Origin of the sequence: Ruegeria sp. 6PALISEP08 (assembly GCF_001238295.1) — a bacterium.
GTDB lineage: Bacteria > Pseudomonadota > Alphaproteobacteria > Rhodobacterales > Rhodobacteraceae > Ruegeria.
Map to the genome: position 1 here is coordinate 1 of NZ_LGXZ01000007.1, position 20,936 is coordinate 20,936.

Genomic DNA, 20,936 nt, shown 5'->3' on the forward strand with positions numbered 1-20,936 from the left:
GTGGCGGATGTAGAAGCTTTCTATGGAGCGGATATCGATGGCAGTGGTGCTATTGGGCACCAATTGCCAAAGCAGACCGCACCCTCAACGGCAGAATCGAAACTGGCTGTTGCTGAGCAGGATCTGAATTTGTCGGACTGGGATGAGGCGGCTGATGAACTGCAATTTGTGCCAGATCTGACATCGGCCTCGGAAAGCGACGCCACGTTTGACGAGTATCTGGATACCCAGGACCTGGGTGTTTCTGTTGACGAAAATCTCAGCGAAATCGCTTGGTTCAATCTTTCCATCAATGAAAGTAAGGAGGACCTGGACCCCACTCTTGCCATTCTTTTGGAGGAGGACGGCTTCCTGCTGTGATCTTTTTTCTGCTGGAAGCTGGGGCGCTATCACCCGGCTCCAGCGCATTCAGAAACCTAGGCTGTCAAAGAACAGGAATTTTCCAAGAACTCTGAGCCCAATGCCGGTTAGCGGTCTCACCATTGCTTGAGACCGAAGCCGCAAGTTTGATCCGCACGGTTTAGATTGTCGGCATCGGCTGGGCTCTCCGCAGTTAGTGTTATTCGCCATAATCGAGGCAGCCGAATTGTTTCGGAGCAACATCTGCCCCTTCATAAAAGGGTTGCAAAAATACTTGAGACCGTCACGCTACAGCCATAACTTGCCCGTTTTCATACATGGGCTGTGGCGAAATCAGCCTACATGTGACATAGCTTTCTTAGACAACAGGATAGCTTAAAGAGTAGATTTAGTTTCAATGGAAATAGTTGCGCTTTCCATTCCGGAAGTGAAGTTGATTACCCCGAGGCGTTTTGGTGATCATCGCGGGTTTTTCGAAGAAACCTATAATGCCGACAGTTTTGCCGCTGTAGGCATAGACACGCAGTTTGTTCAGGACAATCATTCGCTCTCCGGCGCAATGAACACAATTCGCGGCCTGCATTACCAGGCCCCTCCCCGTGCGCAGACGAAACTGGTGCGCTGCGGACGTGGTAGGCTGTTTGATGTTGCTGTGGACATTCGTAAGGGCTCTCCGACTTTTGGCCAGTGGGTCGGAGAAGAATTGAGCTTTGAAAATGGGCGGATGCTGTTGGTTCCTGCGGGTTTTGCGCATGGTTTCGTGACATTGGAGCCGAGCACTGAGATCGTCTACAAGTGTTCAGACACCTATGCGCCTGAAACGGAAGGGGCAGTCCTTTGGGACGATCCTGATATCGGAATAGACTGGCCAAGCAGCAATTCAGCGCCCCAGTTGTCCGATAAAGACAAGGTCGCGCCACGTCTTTGCGACATTGAAACCCCTTTTGTATTTGAGGCTGCGCAATGAAGATTCTGGTTACGGGAGGGGCCGGATTTATTGGGTCTGCTGTTATTCGGCGCGCTATTTCCGACGGGCATTCTATCGTCAACGTCGATGCGCTGACCTATGCTGCCTGTCTGGATAATGTTGCGTCGGTGGCTGAGTCACCGACATACGTTTTTGAGCATGCGGATATCCGGAATGCCTCGGCGATGTCAGGAGTTTTGGACAAGCATCAGCCTGACGCCATCATGCATTTGGCAGCTGAAAGCCATGTGGACCGTTCAATCGATGGACCTGCGGCCTTTATCGATACAAACCTGACTGGCACCTACGTTCTTCTGGAAGCCGCGCGCGCCTATTGGGTGGGTGCGGGCCACCCCGAGGGTTTTAGGTTTCATCACATATCGACAGACGAAGTTTTTGGATCGCTAGGGGAAACCGGGTATTTCACCGAAGATAGCCCTTATCAGCCCAATTCGCCCTATTCCGCCTCAAAAGCAGGATCAGATCACCTTGTGCGTGCATGGCGGGAAACCTATGGTCTGCCTGTGGTTTTGACAAATTGCTCGAACAATTACGGCCCCTACCAGTTCCCGGAAAAGCTGATACCCGTCGTCATCCTGAATGCGTTAGCCGGGAAGCCGATCCCGGTTTACGGGAAAGGAGACAATATTCGCGACTGGCTGCATGTCGAAGATCATGCCGAAGCGCTTTTGCTGGTGCTGGAAAAAGGAGAGCTTGGTCGCAGTTACAATATCGGTGGCGAGAATGAGATGGCCAATCTAGACCTCGTCAGAATGTTGTGCACAATTCTGGATCGACTGAAGCCGGGAACAGCACCCTATAGTGATCTGATCACGTTTGTAACGGATCGCCCAGGCCATGACCGCCGCTATGCCATCGACCCGACCCGCATCCGTGAGGAACTGAACTGGCGTCCGTCGCACACCCCTGAAACCGGGCTGGAGCAAACCGTGCAATGGTACCTGGACAACACAAACTGGTTGAACGCCCTGCAAGCGCGCAACGGTGTTGGCAAGCGTTTGGGGACGGCCCAATGAAGGCGCTGGTTTTTGGTTATAGCGGTCAGGTGGCGACCGAGTTGCGTCGCCGCGCACAGAACCATGAATTCACGCTCCAGACACTGGATCGCGCGATGGCAGATCTGTCCGACCCTGCTCAATGCGCTGAGGCCATTCGGCGCACGGACGCTGATGTAATCATCAATGCCGCTGCTTATACAGCGGTCGACAAGGCGGAAGATGAGCCCGAACTGGCCCAAACTGTTAACGCGGAGTCGCCCGGCGCGATGGCGCGCGCAGCCGCTGAACGCGGCCTGCCCTTCCTGCATGTCTCGACGGACTATGTTTTTAACGGGTCAGGCATGACACCATGGGAAACCGAAGACTCAACAGCTCCATTGGGGGTTTATGGTAAAACCAAGCTGGATGGCGAACACCAAGTTGCACAAGCCGGAGGGTGGCACGCAGTTCTGCGCACCAGTTGGGTGTTCTCTGCCCATGGAAAGAACTTTGTAAAAACCATCCTCAGGCTAGCTGAAACACGGGACAGACTGACAATTGTAGCCGATCAGATCGGTGGGCCGACACCCGCGGCCGATATAGCCGACACCCTTCTTCTTATGGCCAAAGCTGGGCCAAATGACGAATACGGCTTGTTTCATTATTCTGGCGCACCTGATGTCAGTTGGGCAGATTTCGCCCGCGAAATCATTGCGCAGTCTGGTTTGGCGGTTCAGATCGAAGATATCCCGACGACAGACTACCCTACCCCAGCCCCCAGACCGCTGAATTCACGTTTGAACTGTGATCGCTTGAACACCGCTTTTGGACTCAGCAGACCAGACTGGAAAGCTGGCCTGAACAACGTCTTGCGCGAGTTGAACTCTGCAACAGGCTGAACCGTGAAAGGACAAGGTATGCAACGCAAAGGCATTATTCTTGCAGGAGGATCCGGTACCCGACTTTATCCGATCACAATGGCAGTCTCGAAGCAATTATTGCCAATCTATAACAAGCCTATGATCTTTTACCCCCTGAGCGTTCTGATGCTCGCGAAAATCCGTGAGATTGCAATCATCACCACCCCCCAGGATCAGGAGCAATTTCAACGTATGCTGGGTGATGGCAGTCATTATGGACTGTCTCTCACGTGGATCGTGCAGCCCTCTCCTGACGGTCTGGCACAGGCTTATACACTGGCAGAGGATTTTCTGGCCGGTGCCCCTTCGGCGCTGATATTAGGCGACAATATTTTCTTTGGACATGGTCTGCCGGAACTACTTGTTGAAGCGGACCAACAACAACGCGGCGGGACCGTTTTCGCTTATCGCGTTGCCGACCCTCAACGTTATGGCGTGGTGGATTTTGAAGGAAACAAAGCCCGGGCGATTATCGAAAAGCCTGAGGTTCCACCATCGAACTATGCAGTGACCGGGCTTTATTTTCTGGATGGTGACGCCCCGGCCCGAGCGCATGATGTTCAGCCATCAGCGCGCGGCGAACTGGAAATCACCTCGTTGTTGGAAATGTACCTGCGCGAAGGCTTGCTGGAGGTGCAAACCATGGGGCGCGGCTTTGCCTGGTTGGATACCGGCACGCACGGGTCCTTGCTGGATGCAGGCAACTTTGTACGGACCCTCGAAGACCGTCAGGGAATGCAGACTGGCAGCCTCGACGAAATCGCGTGGGCAAATGGCTGGATCGACAATGCCGCACTGGAAGAACGGGCGCAACTTTTCGCCAAGTCCACATATGGCCCTTATCTGAAACAGTTGTTGGACTAATTCGTACAAACGGTGATAGTTCCTAAGCCTCCATTTTGCTTTTGCTAAACTGAAAGCATGACCCCACAGCGCGGTTGGAAATATCTTCCCACCCGCGCTTGCTAGGTCAAAGGGCGGCGATCACCCACTCAGATGAAAGAACGAGCGGCATAGATCCTCAACAACGCAGATCGAGCAGGAGAGATCAGGCCAAGTTCGCTATAACATGAATAGACTCGACGCAGGTCATGCGGCTTCGAGGTTACCCAACAATATCGACGTCATATCCATGTCAATAACCCCATCTACAGCAACGACATCGGCACCTGTTTCATAGGTCACATTGTCTTTGGTAATTCCGGACAAATCCGCGTTTTCATCCAGAAAAACCCATTCAAGATTCGGCGCTGACGGCTGGCCGACAACCACTTTCAGGATCGCAAGTGCGTCCAAAGCGTTGACGATACCATCTTGGTTTACGTCGGCTGCTATTAGATCTTCTGCCGTCGCCGGACACCATGTCGGGTCGAGGCCAACTGCAATGCGCAGGACCTGCAGTGCGTCCAAAGCGTCGATTTCGTTGCTTGCCGTCGAATAGTGTTTGACGATGTCCAACGAGCCCGAATATGTGCCGTCTGGCAAGTCCAAGTCGAAATTCCCCTGATCATCAGCGGTAACTGATACGGTGCCTCCTCCATCGGGTGTAAAGCTGATCTCTGCGTCCGTCAGTCCAGGATTCGACGTTTCGCTGTTTACAGCAATCTGTCCAGCCACCCCATCCGAACTGTCTGGCGTCAACCCGCCAAAATCGCCGAAATCAACCGGGATATGATCGGACCCGCCGAATCCGGCACCAAAGATGTCGGAGCTTGTCAGTGGACCACCCGCGGCCGAGTGAACTTCCACCACTTCGTTCCTGTATTCGACCCTCGCACCTTGCGCTGTACTGGTCACGGTCAGTTGCTGTGGGGAGCGCAACAGCAAGTAATCGAACATGTCCAACCGGTCCACTCCGGCCTGAAAGTCTGTGATCGTGGTCAGGCCGCTCCCGGCTTGCATCACAAAAGTATCCGCCCCTGCCCCACCGGTCATGGTTGTTGCACCTGCTCCGGCGATCAGGATGTCATCCCCGTGCCCGCCAAGCAGAGTGGTATCCAGAATACTGCCGCTCAACATGTCGTCTGATGCGGTTCCAGTCACGGTACCAAATCCCGTTGCCACCGTTCCTAGATCATCCACAGGCACTGACAGAACTGTCACGCCAGCGTCTTGTTGAGACGACACCAGGATCTGCAATTCATCGCCAACATGCGCAACGCTGATTGTTTCGACATTTTGCAACCCGCTCGCCAAAGTGTCGGCAAAGCTGTCCTGATAGACCAACTGACCCTGCGGTGTCAGGGTAAACAGGCTCACCCCGTCATCGCCACCGCCGGCAACAGAAGTACCGGGAATATGAAGAAGGCTTGGTAGATCAAGTAACGGCCGACGAAACGCTCAAAGTTCTTGCGGACGAGCGCGCCATCATTGCTCCTCTGGTTAAACAACAGATGGAACCTGCGACAACTCTGCTAGCGTTGCGGCGGAGTGAGGCCGAGTGGCGCGGTCGGAAGGTGCGTGCCGAAGCCGCAACCAACAGATTACAAACAGGGTTGGATGAAATCGACGATCGCATCCGGGCTGCCCATAGTCGGTTTCGCAGTGCGGCACTGACGGACCTGGCGATCGCCACGGCTGAATTGGCCACTTTGCAACCGACCCTGCCAGCTTTGCGCGACCGGGCATCAAGGGCCAAGTTCGCTCTCCGGTGCGGGGCATTGTCAATCGCATTCATCAAACGACCATCGGAGGTTTAGCGAGAAGCGGCGAGGAACTCGTCGAAATCGTGCCGCTGGATGACACATTGCTGGTCGAAGCCTATGTGAAACCCGAGGATATCGCGTTTCTGCACGCTGGTCAGCCCGTGAAGGTCAAGATCACAGCTTATGACTTCGCGCGCTACGGCGCGCTGGATGGTGAAATCACACGCATTGGTGCAGATACGATCACGCGCTCGGAACGTAATGAAGAAGAGGTGTTCGTCGTGGAAATTCGCACCAATAACACAATGCTGGACGGGAACGGTGTTGCGGTTGAAATCATACCCGGCATGATTGCTGAAGTGGATATCTTATCTGGTCGTAAATCTGTTCTGGATTACATTTTGCAACCCGTCGTGAAGATCAAGGACCAGGCTTTGCGCGAGTAGACCTCGGCAAGAGGGTTTTCTCAGCGCGATCGACATCGTTTGATTGCCAACACGTGGCCAAAAACTCGTGCGATAATACCGCACTTAGCTCCAGGCTACGTCGCCTAAAAAAATGTATCCTGCGCCGTATATCGTTTTGATCAGGCGCGGATTTTTTGGGTCTTCCCCAAGTTTTGTGCGCAATCTCGAAATTCGAACATCCATGGCCCGGTCGAAACTGTCACCAGCCGCGCCGCCTAAGGACTCCTGCATTTGCGCCCTGCTGATCAGACGCTTGGGACTTTCCAAAAACAACCGGAGGACTTCCCCTTCAGCATGGCTGAAAGGCGTTTCAGCACCGGCCCCATCCTCAAGAACATAACGGTCAAAATGCGCTGTCCAGCCATTGAACACAGCTGTATCCGAATGTGAGGTTTGACCGCGCGGTGTCCGCAATCTGGCACGAATCCGAGCAACCACCTCTGCCGGGTCGAACGGTTTCGTTATGTAGTCGTCAGCTCCAAGTTCCAGTCCTGTCACCCGATCCTGCACCTGTGCCCGTCCGGAAATGATGATTACCGCCGCGCCCTGTTCCAATGCAAGGCGATGAACCAACGCCAACCCGTCGGTATCCGGCAATGAAAGATCGACCAGACAGACATCTGGTGTCACGCGGTTCAGTGCCGCCTCAAATTCCCGCGCGCGGGAAAAACTTTGTGTTCGGAACCCGGCTTCTTCCAAAGCGTCGGTAAGAATACGTCGTATCTCGGGTTCGTCATCGAGAATAGTCACCAACGGTTGCGTCATCAGGCGGCCTCGGCTTGGATCAGTGCGGCCAATTGAGCCTGTGAAAACGGTTTACGCAACACCGGCGCCGCAGAAAGCGCCTGTTGGTACAGAGGATCAGAATTCGGCAACGAAGTCATGAGGATGCACGGCAATCCAGAGTTTACTTTCCGCAGAAGATCCAGACCTGTTCCCCCGCCTTTTAAGCGGATATCGGACAAAACCATCGAGATGTCTTCAACACTAGAAAGCAGCGTCAGAGCTTCATCCGCCGAATTGGCCTCGATAACTGTAAAACCGAGCTCTACCAGCATGTCCCTGAACTGGCCCCGTAACTCGTCACTGTCTTCCACCAGCAACACCAAGCCATCCTGAGCGGGTGGAGCAGAGCGATACGGCAATCGCAACACGACCGATGCGCCGGATGGAGTATTTCTGAGGTTCAGATCGCCGCCCGCAAGTTTCACTGTGTCGTAAACCATTGACAAACCCAAACCGGACCCGTCACTGCCCTTGGTTGTAAAAAAGGGGTTCAGCGCCTTGTCCAGCGCTTCGGGTGAAAATCCTGAACCGGTGTCCGACACCGTGATTTCGACCCATATCTTACCGATCGCATGTGCGCTGATGGTGATCTGACCTGAGCTTCCGCACGCATCCCGCGCATTCAGAACAAGGTTCAGCAACGCATCCTGCACCATCCCCGGATCCAGCATTAATGTCTGATCCGGCAAAGTGTTAACGACAGAAAACCCCATGCCGCGCGGCAAGGATGGGGTGGCCAGGATACGCAGATCTTCCAGCAAACCGCGCATATCTGTAGCTTGTGGCCGTGGCGTTCGGTTGCCTGTCATATCTGCGATGCGGTTCAGCAATTGCCCGCCCCGACGCGCCGTTTGTTGAGTGGCTGCGACAAGTTCTTGCGCTTCCTCCGGCAAGCCCATCTTGTCCAGTCTGGACTGCATCCCAAGGATAATCGTTAGCAGGTTGGACAAGTCATGCGCCAGTCCGCTGGTCATCTGCGCCGCCATCTCTCGGCGACGGGTTTGTTGTAGGGCGACCCGCGCCTGGGTTTCTTCGGTAATGTCCACGGACATGACATAGACGCCCCCTGCCCCATCTGGAGTGAATGAAACACGGATCCGGCGAGAATCCTGGTCTTCGGTGAATTCAAAAACCGAAGGTTCACCATCATAAGCCTTTCGCAGGTGGCTTTCCACGCGCTCAAATGCTGCTTCGCCAAGCGCGTCGGAGATATGTAGGCCCAGAATATCGGACGGACGCCCAGGCATAACCGCGCTCAGGCGCCGGTTGGAAAAGTCATACAAACCGTCACTGTCCAAATGCGCGATATGCGCTGGCATCATCTCAGTCACAAGGCGCGTGCGGGCTTCAATTTCGGTCAGTTCCCGTTTGGCTTCTTCCAAGGCAGCTATTGTGGCTGCAAGCTTGCGATTGGTGGCCGAAAGTTCTTCGGCGTGACCCAGCAATTGTTCAGACAATTCCTCTGACCGCGCCCGCAACAGGTTTTCGGCCCGCCGAGTGCCTGTGATATCGGTATAGACCGCAACCCACCCCCCCTGAGGCAACGGTGCACCTTCGATTGAAACAACCTGTCCGTTGGGTCGCACGCGTTCCATGTAATGGGGTTCAAAGGTCAAAGCTTGCTCGATGCGCAGATTGACCATGTCTTCCACACTTTCGTCGTGGCCGTATTCTCCTCGGCTGGCAAGAAAGTAGATTGTGTCTCGGAACAAAGCGCCGCGTTGGACAAGCTCATCCGGCAAGTCGAACATTTCCTGAAACCGGCGATTGCTGAGCACCAGCTGCAACTTGCTGTCATAAATGGAAAGCGCCTGACCAATCAGGTTCAGTCCGGCGGTTGTCATCGCCTTGATGCGCTTTTCCGTTATGTCCAAGTTTGCCTTTTCCACAACCCCTGCGTAGCACCTGATTTCAGGTACGGATAGTGGGTTTCATTCTTGGACATTGCTACTTTATGACTCGCCATGCAGCGGCATTTTGTTGGCGGCATGATAAGCCTCGACATAACCTCTGGCGACGGACCGTACGGCGCGGCCGATCTGGGTATAGGCTTCGTCTGGCAGGTTGGCAAAGGACACGCGTGCAGACCACCCTGGCGCATCGAATCCGCTGCCGTTCAACAAAACAATCCCGTGATCCTCGGCCAGTTTGAACGCGATGTCGAGCGGGTGCACATTCTTCTTGATCCATGCAACAACATCATCGCCTACATATTTGCGCAACCAGTATTCGAAATCGATGATCCCGTAATAGGCATCGTAGTTTTCGCCTACATTGACTTCGATACCCATCGCTTCGGTCAACAGTTGGAAACGTCGATGTACAAGCTCCATGCAGGCGGTTTGATAGTCTTTCTTGGTGTCTGCCAGTTCGACGAGCGAAAAGAGGCTCATCATGACTTGTTGCGGCAGGGACAGACCAGCGGTGTGGTTCAGGGCAACATCCCGGCTGTCCGCAACCAGACGATCAATAAACCTGATCTCACGAGGAGTCAGGCTGAGCGTGCCATAGCGTTTATCCAGGGTCTGTTTGATCTCTTCACTGTGCCCAGCCAATTTGAGGTCAAAGATATTGTCTTGCGCCACTGCGATGACACCCAAACGCCAGCCCGTGCAGCCGAAGTATTTTGAATACGAATACACGCCGATCGTGTTGCGCGGCATGTACCCCATGACCGAAGTAAAATCATGTACGAAGGTCCCATATACATCATCTGTCAGAACGATCAGATCGGGACGGTGGTTCTCGACAACATCCGCTAGTTTTTCCAGGGATGCCTTGTTCAAGGCGACTGACGAAGGGTTGCCCGGGTTGACCAGAAAGAACGCTTTTATCTTGGGGTCTTTCAGTGTCTCGACCGCCGCATCGGTTAATTGGAATCCATCTTCTTCATCCGTTTCCACATGCACGGATTCGAGGCTGTAATCCTCAAGTTCAGGCATTTCCAGATAAGGAGTGAAGATCGGGGTACACAGCGCAATCGTATCCCCAGGGTTCAACAGGCGGTTGGCCTTGAGTGACTTGAAAATATAGCACATCGCCGCCGTGCCGCCTTCGACCGCAAACAGATCAAATCGCGCGTCGGGCTGTCGACCGGAACACATGGCCCACATCAGATATTCGTGCGCGATGATCTGATTGTGGTGCAGAATGCGGTCCGGCACCGGGTAATTGTCGCCAATGATCGAGTCCGTCAGTTCGTGAACAAATGCATCCGCATCGAAATCAAATGCACGAATGGCGTGTTTGACAACGGTCATCAAGGTTTCTGTGCCGGGCATGTCTGCGTTGGCCTCAGCCCAGCCTACCAATCGATCATAGCACCCCTTGATAGCTGGCATTCCGCCCAAACCCGCCGGATGATCCATGACGCGTTTGGCTTCGGTGATGGCAAACTGACCGAGAGCAAAGAACGCTTCACGCGGGCGGGTCGCGATCCAGTTGGGGTTTCCTCGCCCCGCATTCAGAAACGCACTGTTGGATTTTCGCGCTTCATCCGAGGCCAGATTGATCAGCTCATCCTTGATCTGAAAAGGGCTGAGCGCTTCGTAATCGTGCAGTTTCAGACGGTCCATGACACATACCTTTCCAAATCAACTGAGGATCAAAACAACGACCATGCCAAAGATGGTCAGCAACGTATTCCCGATCGCATAAGGCATCCCGTACCCCAGCGCGGGTATCCGGCTTTGCGCGGCTTCCTGGATCATCCCAAGCGCCGCTGTGGTTGTTCGCGCACCGGCGCAGGCCCCAAACAGTATGGCCGGGTGGAACTTGAACACATAGTGGCCAACGTAGACTGAAAAGATCATCGGCAGAGAGGTGGCGACGATCCCCCAAAGCAGCAGTGCGACACCGGCCTGTTGCAGGCCCGCGACAAAACCGGGGCCGGCGCTGATGCCGATCACCGCGATAAAAACGTTAAGGCCAAGAGTGTTCATCAACCACAAAGACGGGCCAGGAATGCGCCCGAATGTCGGATGCACGGTCCGTAACCAACCCAGCAACAGACCTGACAAAAGTGCTCCACCTGTTGTGGACAGGCTGATCGGGAAACCGCCCATGGTAATTGCCAGGGTTCCGACGAGACCACCGATGAAGATCCCCCACCCGACAAAAGCAAGATCTGTCGTGTCCACCGGACGGTCCGCATATCCAATCTTGGCGATTGCCACTTCGACATGACGCTTTGAGCCTAGAACAGTCAGGATGTCACCACGGTGCACGACAGTTCCTGGCAGCAGCGGCAGTTCAACCATGTTGCGCATAAGTTTTGATACATAGACGCCACGGGCCAGCGAGAGCTTGCTCAACTCTTCCAGAGATTTGCCGTGCACCTCTTTGCTGGTGATCAGAACATCCAGCTTCTCGGTTGGCGTGTTCAGCAGTTCCGGGGCGTCAGCCTCTTTCAGACGACCTTCCAGCAGGCCGACCAACTCCGACCGGCGACCCGAGAACATAACGATGTCGCCCGCTTGAAGCTCCGTGCTGTCTTCAACCTCGACAATAGCGGCACCACGCTTGATCCGTTCGGCATAGACCCGCACACCAGGCAACAGGTCTTTGACCGGCTGGCCCAGCAGGTCACTGTCATTAGGGATTTCAAATGCCCGAGCCTCGATCGTTCGGTAGGCCGAAACGATACCGTTGCCGGATTCGATTGCCGTTCCGCCCCCCAACTGGGCTTCGTATTCCTTGCAGGCCGCAACCAGATCCACACCGATCAGGCGCGGGCCAATCTTGGCCAAAATAATGGCAGAGCCAATAGTGCCATAGATATAGGTGACAGCATATGCGATCGGAATCTGATTGGCGTAGGTCTGCGCCTGTTCTGACGACAGACCCAATTGATTGATCTGATCCGTCGCCACACCAATCGCGGCAGAAATGGTCTGTGACCCGGCATACAAGCCAGCCGCAAAACCCAGTTCCAATCCTGCGACCTTGGCAGAAATAATCGGCACAATCAGACACAAAGCCAATACACTGAGTGCGAACAACACCTCACGTGCGCCGTCTGCCTTGAGGCCACGGATAAATTGCGGCCCGACACCATATCCCACCGCGAAGATGAACATGATGAAGAATGTCGATTTGACTGCCGAGTCTATTTGGATGTGCGTTTGCCCGATGATCACAGCCGCAAGCAAAGTTGCCGTTACAGTCCCGAGGCTGAAGCCAAAAAGCTTTTTGGGACCGATCCAGAACCCAATCCCTATCGACAGAAAAACCGCCAGTTCAGGATAGCTGCGCAGCACATTCACAAACCAATCGCCCATCACTGTCCTCCCGAAATCACCCAGTGTGAACATGGATGTGTTTGGAACTTCAAAATCGCTGACAAGCCGATCTGGACATTTCACTCAAAACCGGAAACACAAATCACCGGCACCACAGGCCGTCAGAGCGCAAACAAAAGCGTATTTTTCTGCGACGATATCGTAAGATGCGAATTTGTCTACAGTTTTCCCAAACGGAGTCGGGTCACTAACGGGAAGCGTAGTATCGTGAGCGGGATTTTGCGCCTTCGGACGTAATCGAGTGCAGGGACAAAGTGTGGTCCATGTTTCGCATCCGGTGCCGCAGCATCTGACGACTCAATCGGACCAGGTCGGCTGCAAACTCGGGCTTGTCAGCTACATTTTCGAACTCACCCTGGCCCTGATGGTCAAACAAAATCGGCGGCAGGTCGGCTGCGAACTCGACCAAGGTAAACCGGTCATCTCGCAGTATGCCCAGACACGAGTCGCTGTTGCCGGTTCCAAGTCTTTGTTGCCACAACGTTGGGTTTTCAGGTTCCGAGAAATCCAGTTCACTGAAGGAATAGCTGCGCCAGTCTTCGGGAATGTCACCATGCAACAATGGCAACAATGACCGACCATCCATCGCGTTCGGAGCTGTTTGCCCGATCCAGTCAAGGATTGTCGGTGTTACATCTATCGACTCAGTTGGCACGGTGATCTGGGTGCCCGCTTGGACCTCGTTGTCAGGCAGACGGATGATTAGCGGCGTATGATAGGCCGCGTCGTAGACCGTCATCTTGCCCCAGCTGTGACGATCCCCCAGCATTTCACCATGGTCTGCGGTGATCACAAGCATCGTGTCGTCGTATCGCCCACTGTCCTTGAGGTACTTCACCACACGGCCGATGTGGTGATCGACCTCTGTTGCCAACCCCAGATAGACAGCGCGCAAAGTACGAATATTCTCATCCGTCGGCTCAACTTCGTCAAAGCCATGAACAAACTCTTTGGCTGTATAGACATCCAGCTTTGGCCCGAAAAATGGGTGTAGTTCTTTCTCAGCTTCTGCGCTGTGCAACCGTTGCGGCAGCGGGATATCCGCCGGGTTGTACATGTCATTATACGGCGCGGGCGCGACCAAAGGCGGATGGGGGCGGATATAGGTCAGATGGGCAAACCATCCCTCGCCACAATGAGGTGCGATCCCATCCAGGAACGCATCCGTCAGGAACGCCGTGTCGCTGTCTTCCGCCCGATACAGCGCCGGGTCGTTCAATTTGGGAGGTTGACCATCCCCAGAGACAGGTTTGTAGACGTCCCAGTACTGATCAAACTCGTACCCTTTCTTCAACAGGTGCCCTTGCCAAGGATACGACTCTTCAAGGCGCATTTCGACAACCTCAAGGAATCCGGTCATGGATTGTTCATATGATTTGAGCACCGGATCGTTGGCGTCATGAACGCGCGGATCGGCTGAGGTGTCCGTATAGCCGAAAAGCATCGGCATGTACCCCGCTTTACGCATTTCAGTGGCGATGTTCGGGGTATCGTGACGCAGCGGTGTTCCATTTCGGATCGACCGGTGGTTCATCGCATATTGTCCGGTCAAAAGCGAAGCCCGCGAAGGGCCACAGGGATTAGTGACAGAATAATGCCGCGTGAATGTCACCGCTTCTTCCATGAATGCCCGAAGGTTTGGAAGCTTCACGTGATCCGCCAAAGCGCCGCTGAGGCAATCCGCACGAAGCTGATCGATGATGATGAACAAGACATTCTTGGCCTGAGGCATCTGGCTTCTCCGACTCCAAACCTAAGTTTCCGCGGCGAAATGTGTCTGTCTTCTTGCGCTCACGCAACTTATTTAAGAAGCGCTCCGTAACTTTCTTTCGCGGGCTGACAATAGCAGACAAATTTGCGTAGAAGCGGCCTTATGCGTGACGCGAGCGCCATCCTGCAAAGTAAAAACCCGGCCTTTGGGAACAAAGACTTGCAGGTCCCGAAGGTTTTACTTCACATGTCGGTATGACGCAGCCAGCGATTTCATCCGAGCACGACCCCGACGGCACACATGTCCGTATCTCGGGCGAGTTGCTTACCCAATCGTTGCAAACAGTTGAAGCGGACTTTGCTGCCATCCAACCCTCGGCGGATCGGGTGGTTTTTGATTTGTCCAAAGTTGAAGCACTTGATACCGGCGGGGCGTGGCTGATCGCAAATCTTGGTCGCCGTTTCACCACGAACGGTGCAGAGATTGAAATTCAGGGGGCAAAGCCCGCGCACGCCACGCTTATCGATACTGTAACTCACAATATCCCGGACAAACCTGGGAAGCTTGAAGAACCCCTCAGCTTTATGGACTGGGTCGCCAATGTTGGGCGCGGAACGTTCGGGGCGTGGAAAGATACGCTTTCGATATTGGAGTTTCTGGGCCTTACTCTGCACCGGCTGTTTCGCACCTTCATCATGCCGTGGCGGCTGCGCAAGGCGGCCCTGGTCACGCATATGGAGGAAACCGGGGTCAAGGCCCTTCCCATCGTGGCGCTGATGGGGTTTCTGATCGGTGTTGTGCTGGCCTTTCAGGGTGCCACGCAGCTCAAGCAGTTTGGCGCAGAGATCTTTGTGGTTGAATTGATCTCGATCTCGGTACTGCGTGAATTGGGAATTTTGCTGACCGCCATCATCGTCGCGGGGCGATCGGGTTCCGCCTTCACGGCCTCTATCGGTTCGATGAAAGTGCAGGAAGAGATCGACGCCATGCGAACGCTGGGGTTGGACCCGATTGAAGTTCTGGTCATTCCCCGTGTCTTGGCCTTGCTGATCATGCTGCCCATTCTGGGATTTGTTGCCGACATTGCCGGCCTGTTTGGCGGTGCCTTGATGAGTTGGATCGATTTGGGTGTGAGCCCGGGGATGTTTCTCACGCGGTTGAAAGAGAACACAGATGTCTGGCAACTGGCCGTTGGTCTGATTAAGGCTCCGTTCTTTGCTCTGGTCATCGGCGTGATCTCTTGTTGGCAGGCCATGCAAGTCAAAGGGTCAGCGCAAAGTGTGGGGCAGCGCACGACGGCATCCGTTGTGCAATCCATCTTCATGGTGATCGCAATCGATGCCCTGTTTTCGATTTTCTTTTCAGAGATCGGAATCTGACATGATGGACGATGTGCAGCACGCACCTACCTCTAGCAAAACGCAACGAGACGCAGTGATCCGCGTACGCGGGCTCAGAAACCAGTTCGGCACGCAGGTCGTGCATGAGAACCTTGATCTTGACGTCTGGCGTGGTGAGGTTCTTGGCGTTGTCGGCGGATCGGGTACGGGCAAATCCGTTTTGCTCAGAACAATTGTCGGGCTGAACAAACCCGCTGCCGGCAGTATCGAAGTTCTGGGCGTCGATGTTGTGAACGGCCCCGAGCAAGACCGCCGCAGAATCGAGCGCCATTGGGGTGTGGCCTTTCAGGACGGTGCGCTATTTTCCTCTCTGACGGTGTTGCAAAACGTGATGGCCCCACTGCGCGAGCATACGGGTCTCAGCGAAAAACTGATGGAGTCGCTGGGCGCACTGAAAATCAGCCTGGTGGGGTTGCCGCAGTTGAGTTGCGGCAAATTTCCATCCGAGCTGTCAGGCGGCATGCGCAAACGCGCAGCACTGGCCCGGGCGTTGGCCTTGGACCCTGAGATCGTGTTCCTGGACGAGCCAACCGCCGGGTTGGACCCGATTGGTGCAGCGGCATATGATGAGCTGATTGGCGAGTTGCAGCAGGCACTTGGGTTGACGGTGTTCATGGTCACCCATGATCTGGACAGCTTGTATGCCATCTGCGACCGGATTGCCGTACTTGCAGAAAAGCGCGTACTGGTCGAAGGTCCGATAGAAGACATGACCAAGGTTGATCATCCTTGGGTGCAGGAATACTTCACAGGCCCCCGCGCCCGCGCAGCACAACAAAAGGGCCAGGACAGGTAGAGGCAATGGAGACCCGAGCAAATTATATCCTGATCGGCGCGTTTACCCTTGCGGGGCTTTTGGGCGCGTTCGGTTTTTTCCTGTGGCTTGCCAAGTTCGAGGTCACGCGCCAGTACGCATATTACGACGTTCTTTTCGACAATGTTTCGGGGCTTTCTGCGGCAGGCGGGGTGAACTTCAACGGTTTGCCCGTTGGTCAGGTGATCTCGCTGAATCTGGATGAAAACGATCCCTCGAAAGTCAGGGTGCGTATAGAAGTGGACGCAGAAATCCCGATCACGGAAGAAACAGTCGCGCAACTGCAGTCGTTGGGCGTGACTGGTGTGGGCTATGTCGAGCTGACCGGCGGCACACCAACCTCCCAACGTTTGCCGCAAGACAGTGTGATCAAAAGCAAGCGCAGTACGATACAATCCCTTTTTGAGGGCGCACCAAAAGTGCTGGATGAAGCCGTCACTCTTTTGGAAAGCCTGAACAAAGTCGTTGACGACAAGAACCGCGACGCCGTCAGCAGCATTTTGGACAATCTTGCATCAGCCACAGGTCGATTGGACAAAACCCTGACAAGTTTCGATTCCGTCGCCAGCAATATCGGCAAGGCAGCCCAGGATATTGGCGATTTCTCCAAACGTTTGGACCCTTTGATCGAAACCGCAGAGACAACGCTAAAAACCGGAACCGATACGCTCAACTCGGTCAAAACCGCATCTGAATCCGCAAAAGCAGCGTTGGACGAAGCAAAAACCACGATCCAGACGGCGGACCGTATCCTGCAGCAGGACATTCAGCCCTTCATCGAGCGTGGCTCGCAACTGGCTGAACGCCTGACGTTACTGTCCGACGAAGGCAGCGTCACGCTGGAAATTGTCAACGAAACCGTTCTGAACGCAAATACGACGCTGGGCTCGATCACATCGGCGATGGATACCGCCAAAGGGGCGCTGTCGTCGGCAGAGACCGCATTCAACTCTGCCAATCGGGTTATGGAGGACGAGGTTGCGCCTGTTGCCGCAGACATTCGCAAGGCTGCCAACCAAGTAACCGAGACCGTCTCGAATATCACCGAAAAGATCGACCAGATCTCGGACGATGTTCTCAGCGCGTCCAATTCCGCGTCCGAGCTTTTGGGCACCATCGACGGCATCGTTCAGGCCAATCGCCGTCAGGTTTCCGATTTCCTGCGTGTAGGTCTACCGCAATTTATTCGTTTTATTGAAGAATCCCAACGCCTTGTCATCAGCCTGGATCGTCTGGTGGACAAGGTCGAACGTGACCCTGCACGTTTCCTTCTGGGCACCCAAGCATCGGAGTTCCGTCAATGATCAAGCCTGCTCTCGCTTTGCTGGCTGTTGCCATAATCGGTGGGTGCGCCGGTTTGGGTACGTTGAAACAAGCAGCCAAACCCAATGACCTGTATTTGCTGACGCCGAAAAGCACGTTCTCTTCCGCGTTGCCCAGAATACAAAAACAGATCGTTGTCGAGGAACCAACAGCCACCGCTGCGGTGAACACTGATCAGATCGCCATTCAGCCGACCCCTTTGCAAGTGCAATACCTACCACGCGCACGCTGGGTGGACCGCGCGCCTTTGATCGTTCAAACGCTGTTGGTGGAAAGCTATGAGAACTCGGGCAAAGTAGCCGCGGTTGGTCGTTCTACGGTTGGTCTGCGCGCTGACTATGTGATTGCGCCGGACCTGCGCGAGTTTCAGGGCATTGTGGTCGAGGACTCTGAAGCCGGGAAAAAGGTCCGCATTGAAGTCCGCATGAATATCAAGGTGATCGACGAATACGAAGACAAGATCATTGCATCCAGTTCGTTTCAGGAAAACGTGGTGGCCGCTAGCGACCAGACCCCGGATTTGGTCAAAGCCTTTGATTTAGCCTTGGGGCGTGCAATGCGAGATGCCGTTGAATGGAGCATTCGCAGGATCAACACACATGTGGCGAATAACCCAAGGTCGGACCCCAGCTAGCCCTTCAGGATGACATTACAGCAGCCTTGTTACGGCCGACGAGCATGGCGCGTTGTTTGATGTAGCGTGCGACCACCGAGCTTTGTTTTCGACCTGACACCAGTAAATCAATGCACATGGGCAGCGGTCTGGGTGCCCGGCTTGGGGGCACGGCAAAAGAAAAGCAAAGGGATTGCGCCCAATGCCAGCAGGCCCAGATTGTTGAACACGGTCAGATAAGAAATCATTTCGGCTTGTCTCATGATTTCCTGCCCCAATATCGCGGCACCTTGCGCACTGTCAGGCGCAAGACCGAGTGGATTCAGATAAGTTTGGGCCGCGGGATTGTACGGTGTCACATTCTGGCTGAGGACCGCCGTGTTTGTCTGAAGCCCTCGTACAATCCATGTCCCGACCAGAGAGATTCCAACCGATGATCCCAATTGCCGTGTCACGTTGAACAGGCCCGAGGCTTCGTCTTGCCGGTTTTGGGTGATGCTCTCAAACGCGAGAATAGACATGGGGACAAAAACCAAACCCATGCCTAACCCACTGATGGCTCCGGGCCAGGCTAGTTCCCAAAATCCGGCGTTGAGGTTTATAGCCCCCATCATGAAATTTCCAAGCGCGGTCAACAACAGGCCAACGCCTGCCAACATACGTGGATCGAAATGATGGACCAGCACCGCGCCCGTCAAAACCATCGACAATCCTGCCGTCAGCCCTCGCGGAATGAACAAGTGGCCCGAAGCGATGACAGGAAAATCCAGCAAGCTTTGCACAAGCGTTGGTAGAATTGCGATGCCGCCGAACAGTGAGACAGCGAAGCCAGCAATAATCAGGTTGCACAGGGCAAAGTTCCGATCCGCAAACAGTCGCAGATCCACAACCGAATTTCGCGCTGTCAGCGTGTGAACGACAAACCCCAGCGCCCCCAGAATCGACGCAATCACAGCCACCTGAATAACGCGGGAAGACATCCAGTCCATGGTTTCGCCCTGATCCAGGACAAATTGCAGGCACCCGATACCCAGCGCAAGCAGAGCCAGACCTTTCCAATCTATCTGCACATCTTCGGTTTTGTCTTCGGGCAATTCCCCGGCCAGCAAGAGCAGGGCAAGGGCAGCCACAGGCAGATTGACGAAAAATACCATCCGCCACGAGAAATATTCGGTCAGAATCGCACCAACCGTCGGCCCAAGTACCGGTGCCACCACAACCCCCAAACCAAAGACCGCCATCGCTTTACCACGTTCCTCGCGGGGGAAAGAATCGAACAGGATCGATTGCGATAGTGGGATAAGGAAAGCCCCGAACATGCCTTGGGCCAGCCGAAAGGCCACAATGACTTCCAGACTCCAGGACAGGCCGCACATCACCGACATAACGGCGAAACCGGTCACTGCTGTCAGGATCAGCCGTCGCCGCCCGACACGACGGGCCACGAAGCCGGTCAGTGGCATTATGACCACCGCCGACACGATATAGCTGGTCAAAATCCATGTTGCTTGATCGGTTGTCGCCCCAAACGCCGCCTGAATATGCGGCAAGGCGACATTGACGATTGTACTGTCCAACACTTCCAGTATGGCGCTGAGAACAACAGCAACCACGATCACCCGGTTTACATGACCGGACGCCGCCGAGGTCATTTGCCGTCCGCCGGGCCTGTTGTGTCCACAACCACTTTACTGCTGCCGCCGACACGCAAAGGCGCATCTGTCGGGTCCAATTCGACCCTCACTGGAAAACGACGTGTGACCTTGACCCAGTTTCCGCTCGCATTCTCGGATGGCAACAAGGAAAACGTGTCACCAGATCCGCGCCCGATCGAGGCCACTTTGCCGGTCAGTTTCACCCCCGGCAGCATATCAACTTGAACCGTGACCAACTGACCGGGGCGGATGCGCGGCAAAGACGTTTCTTTGAAGTTGGCGTCAACCCACCAGTCCGATGACTCGACAATCGAAAACTGCGGTGCGTTAGCAGAGACCGAAGATCCGGGGCGCAATGTCAGATTGGCGATCCAGCCGTCTGCTGCCGCATAGACCTTGGTCCAAGCCAGGTTCGTTTCCGAGATCTCAAGCTTTGCCTGCGAAGACAGGATGTCGTCCTGTTTTGCTTCCAACCCGCTTTGCAATGCCAACAAGCTGGATTGGCTGGTCGTCAACCGTGCCGAGGCTTGAGCGAACTCTGACGTGGTTTGATCCAGCGAAGCCTGCGCGACATCCCCGGCTGCAAACAGCGCCTTTGCTCTTTCGAGGCTTTTGTTTGCAGTGTCATATGCGGATTGCGCGCTTTCGACGGCTGCTTCAGCAGCGGTTATCTGAGTGGAATAGGATTTGGCCTGTTGAACCGCACTGTCTAAATCGGCTTTGGCCGCATCGACCGACGCTTTGAACTGCGTATGGTCAATAGTGAACAGAAGATCGCCAGCTTTGACAGGTAGATTGTCCGAGATATGAACTTCAGCGACCTGACCGGTCACTTGAGGCGCCACATAGATGATATTGGCTCCGATATAGGCATCCTTGGTGGACGGATACCGTTCCTCATGTCGCCAGAACAGCAGTAAACCAACTCCAATAGCTGCCAACATTGCGGCAATTGCTGCTGTTTTGAGAGATTTCAT

At 54.5% G+C, this 20,936-nt stretch carries 19 protein-coding genes; 11 read left to right on the top strand and 8 right to left on the bottom strand.

All coding sequences use genetic code 11. The annotated features are described in order from the left end of the window. The 5 genes from ALB80_RS22410 to rfbA all read left to right on the top strand — a co-directional run. Positions 1–360 (top strand): hypothetical protein (locus ALB80_RS22410; protein WP_172677886.1); only part of this gene is annotated, 360 nt, incomplete at its 5' end. A gap of 397 nt (positions 361–757) precedes the next feature. Continuing rightward, a complete protein-coding gene (gene rfbC, locus ALB80_RS11670) occupies positions 758–1,327 on the top strand; it encodes a dTDP-4-dehydrorhamnose 3,5-epimerase (RefSeq protein WP_050604254.1) in 570 nt (189 codons plus the stop codon). After that, on the top strand, positions 1,324–2,364 hold the full coding sequence (gene rfbB, locus ALB80_RS11675; RefSeq protein ID WP_050604255.1) for a dTDP-glucose 4,6-dehydratase: 1,041 nt from the start codon (positions 1,324–1,326) through the stop codon (positions 2,362–2,364). The genes rfbC and rfbB overlap by 4 nt, the downstream gene beginning before the upstream one ends. Continuing rightward, positions 2,361–3,224, top strand: coding sequence for a dTDP-4-dehydrorhamnose reductase (gene rfbD / locus ALB80_RS11680; RefSeq protein WP_050604256.1), 864 nt, complete (start codon positions 2,361–2,363; stop codon positions 3,222–3,224). The genes rfbB and rfbD overlap by 4 nt, the downstream gene beginning before the upstream one ends. An 18-nt stretch (positions 3,225–3,242) precedes the next feature. Further along, complete coding sequence (gene rfbA / locus ALB80_RS11685) at positions 3,243–4,109, top strand: glucose-1-phosphate thymidylyltransferase RfbA (protein WP_050604257.1); 867 nt, start codon at positions 3,243–3,245, stop codon at positions 4,107–4,109. A 225-nt stretch (positions 4,110–4,334) separates the two neighbouring features. Here the strand turns inward: rfbA and ALB80_RS11690 are convergent, their stop codons facing one another. Continuing rightward, positions 4,335–5,504 (bottom strand): dockerin type I domain-containing protein, encoded by a 1,170-nt coding sequence (locus tag ALB80_RS11690; RefSeq protein ID WP_050604258.1) that lies wholly within the window; start codon positions 5,502–5,504, stop codon positions 4,335–4,337. 50 nt (positions 5,505–5,554) lie between these two features. On the opposite strand from ALB80_RS11690, the gene ALB80_RS22645 reads away from it, so the two are divergent. Continuing rightward, positions 5,555–5,944, top strand: a complete 390-nt coding sequence (locus ALB80_RS22645; protein WP_253276867.1) for a hypothetical protein — start codon at positions 5,555–5,557, stop codon at positions 5,942–5,944. Then, positions 5,896–6,336 carry an HlyD family efflux transporter periplasmic adaptor subunit gene (locus ALB80_RS22650; protein WP_253276868.1) on the top strand — a complete coding sequence of 147 codons (441 nt, stop codon included), beginning with the start codon at positions 5,896–5,898 and terminating at the stop codon, positions 6,334–6,336. Before ALB80_RS22645 ends, ALB80_RS22650 begins: the two co-directional genes overlap by 49 nt. A gap of 84 nt (positions 6,337–6,420) precedes the next feature. Here the strand turns inward: ALB80_RS22650 and ALB80_RS11700 are convergent, their stop codons facing one another. From ALB80_RS11700 to ALB80_RS11720, 5 genes are all read right to left on the bottom strand, one after another. Next, complete coding sequence (locus ALB80_RS11700; RefSeq protein WP_050604259.1) at positions 6,421–7,122, bottom strand: response regulator transcription factor; 702 nt, start codon at positions 7,120–7,122, stop codon at positions 6,421–6,423. After that, positions 7,122–8,987: a PAS-domain containing protein gene (locus ALB80_RS11705; protein WP_050604487.1), complete on the bottom strand. Its 1,866-nt coding sequence runs from the start codon at positions 8,985–8,987 to the stop codon at positions 7,122–7,124. The genes ALB80_RS11700 and ALB80_RS11705 overlap by 1 nt, the downstream gene beginning before the upstream one ends. Positions 8,988–9,095: 108 nt before the next feature. Then, positions 9,096–10,718 (bottom strand): bifunctional aspartate transaminase/aspartate 4-decarboxylase, encoded by a 1,623-nt coding sequence (locus tag ALB80_RS11710; RefSeq protein WP_050604260.1) that lies wholly within the window; start codon positions 10,716–10,718, stop codon positions 9,096–9,098. A gap of 18 nt (positions 10,719–10,736) precedes the next feature. Then, a complete protein-coding gene (aspT, locus tag ALB80_RS11715; RefSeq protein ID WP_050604261.1) occupies positions 10,737–12,422 on the bottom strand; it encodes an aspartate-alanine antiporter in 1,686 nt (561 codons plus the stop codon). 208 nt (positions 12,423–12,630) lie between these two features. Beyond that, positions 12,631–14,175 carry an alkaline phosphatase family protein gene (locus ALB80_RS11720; protein WP_050604262.1) on the bottom strand — a complete coding sequence of 515 codons (1,545 nt, stop codon included), beginning with the start codon at positions 14,173–14,175 and terminating at the stop codon, positions 12,631–12,633. A gap of 233 nt (positions 14,176–14,408) precedes the next feature. Here ALB80_RS11720 and ALB80_RS11725 point away from each other — a divergent pair, with 233 nt between their 5' ends. From ALB80_RS11725 to ALB80_RS11740, 4 genes are read left to right on the top strand one after another with little or no spacing between them, the layout of a single operon-like run. Beyond that, positions 14,409–15,533 carry an MlaE family lipid ABC transporter permease subunit gene (locus tag ALB80_RS11725; RefSeq protein WP_050604263.1) on the top strand — a complete coding sequence of 375 codons (1,125 nt, stop codon included), beginning with the start codon at positions 14,409–14,411 and terminating at the stop codon, positions 15,531–15,533. Between the two features lies 1 nt (position 15,534). After that, complete coding sequence (locus ALB80_RS11730) at positions 15,535–16,350, top strand: ABC transporter ATP-binding protein (protein ID WP_050604264.1); 816 nt, start codon at positions 15,535–15,537, stop codon at positions 16,348–16,350. A gap of 5 nt (positions 16,351–16,355) precedes the next feature. Next, positions 16,356–17,672: an MlaD family protein gene (locus tag ALB80_RS11735; protein WP_050604265.1), complete on the top strand. Its 1,317-nt coding sequence runs from the start codon at positions 16,356–16,358 to the stop codon at positions 17,670–17,672. Then, the gene (locus tag ALB80_RS11740; RefSeq protein ID WP_050604266.1) at positions 17,669–18,325 is read left to right on the top strand and encodes an ABC-type transport auxiliary lipoprotein family protein; all 657 of its coding nucleotides are present in this window, start codon (positions 17,669–17,671) and stop codon (positions 18,323–18,325) included. Before ALB80_RS11735 ends, ALB80_RS11740 begins: the two co-directional genes overlap by 4 nt. Positions 18,326–18,432: 107 nt before the next feature. Here ALB80_RS11740 and ALB80_RS11745 read toward each other — a convergent pair whose 3' ends face one another. Then, positions 18,433–19,956 carry a DHA2 family efflux MFS transporter permease subunit gene (locus ALB80_RS11745; RefSeq protein ID WP_050604267.1) on the bottom strand — a complete coding sequence of 508 codons (1,524 nt, stop codon included), beginning with the start codon at positions 19,954–19,956 and terminating at the stop codon, positions 18,433–18,435. After that, on the bottom strand, positions 19,953–20,936 hold the full coding sequence (locus ALB80_RS11750; protein ID WP_050604268.1) for an HlyD family secretion protein: 984 nt from the start codon (positions 20,934–20,936) through the stop codon (positions 19,953–19,955). The genes ALB80_RS11745 and ALB80_RS11750 overlap by 4 nt, the downstream gene beginning before the upstream one ends.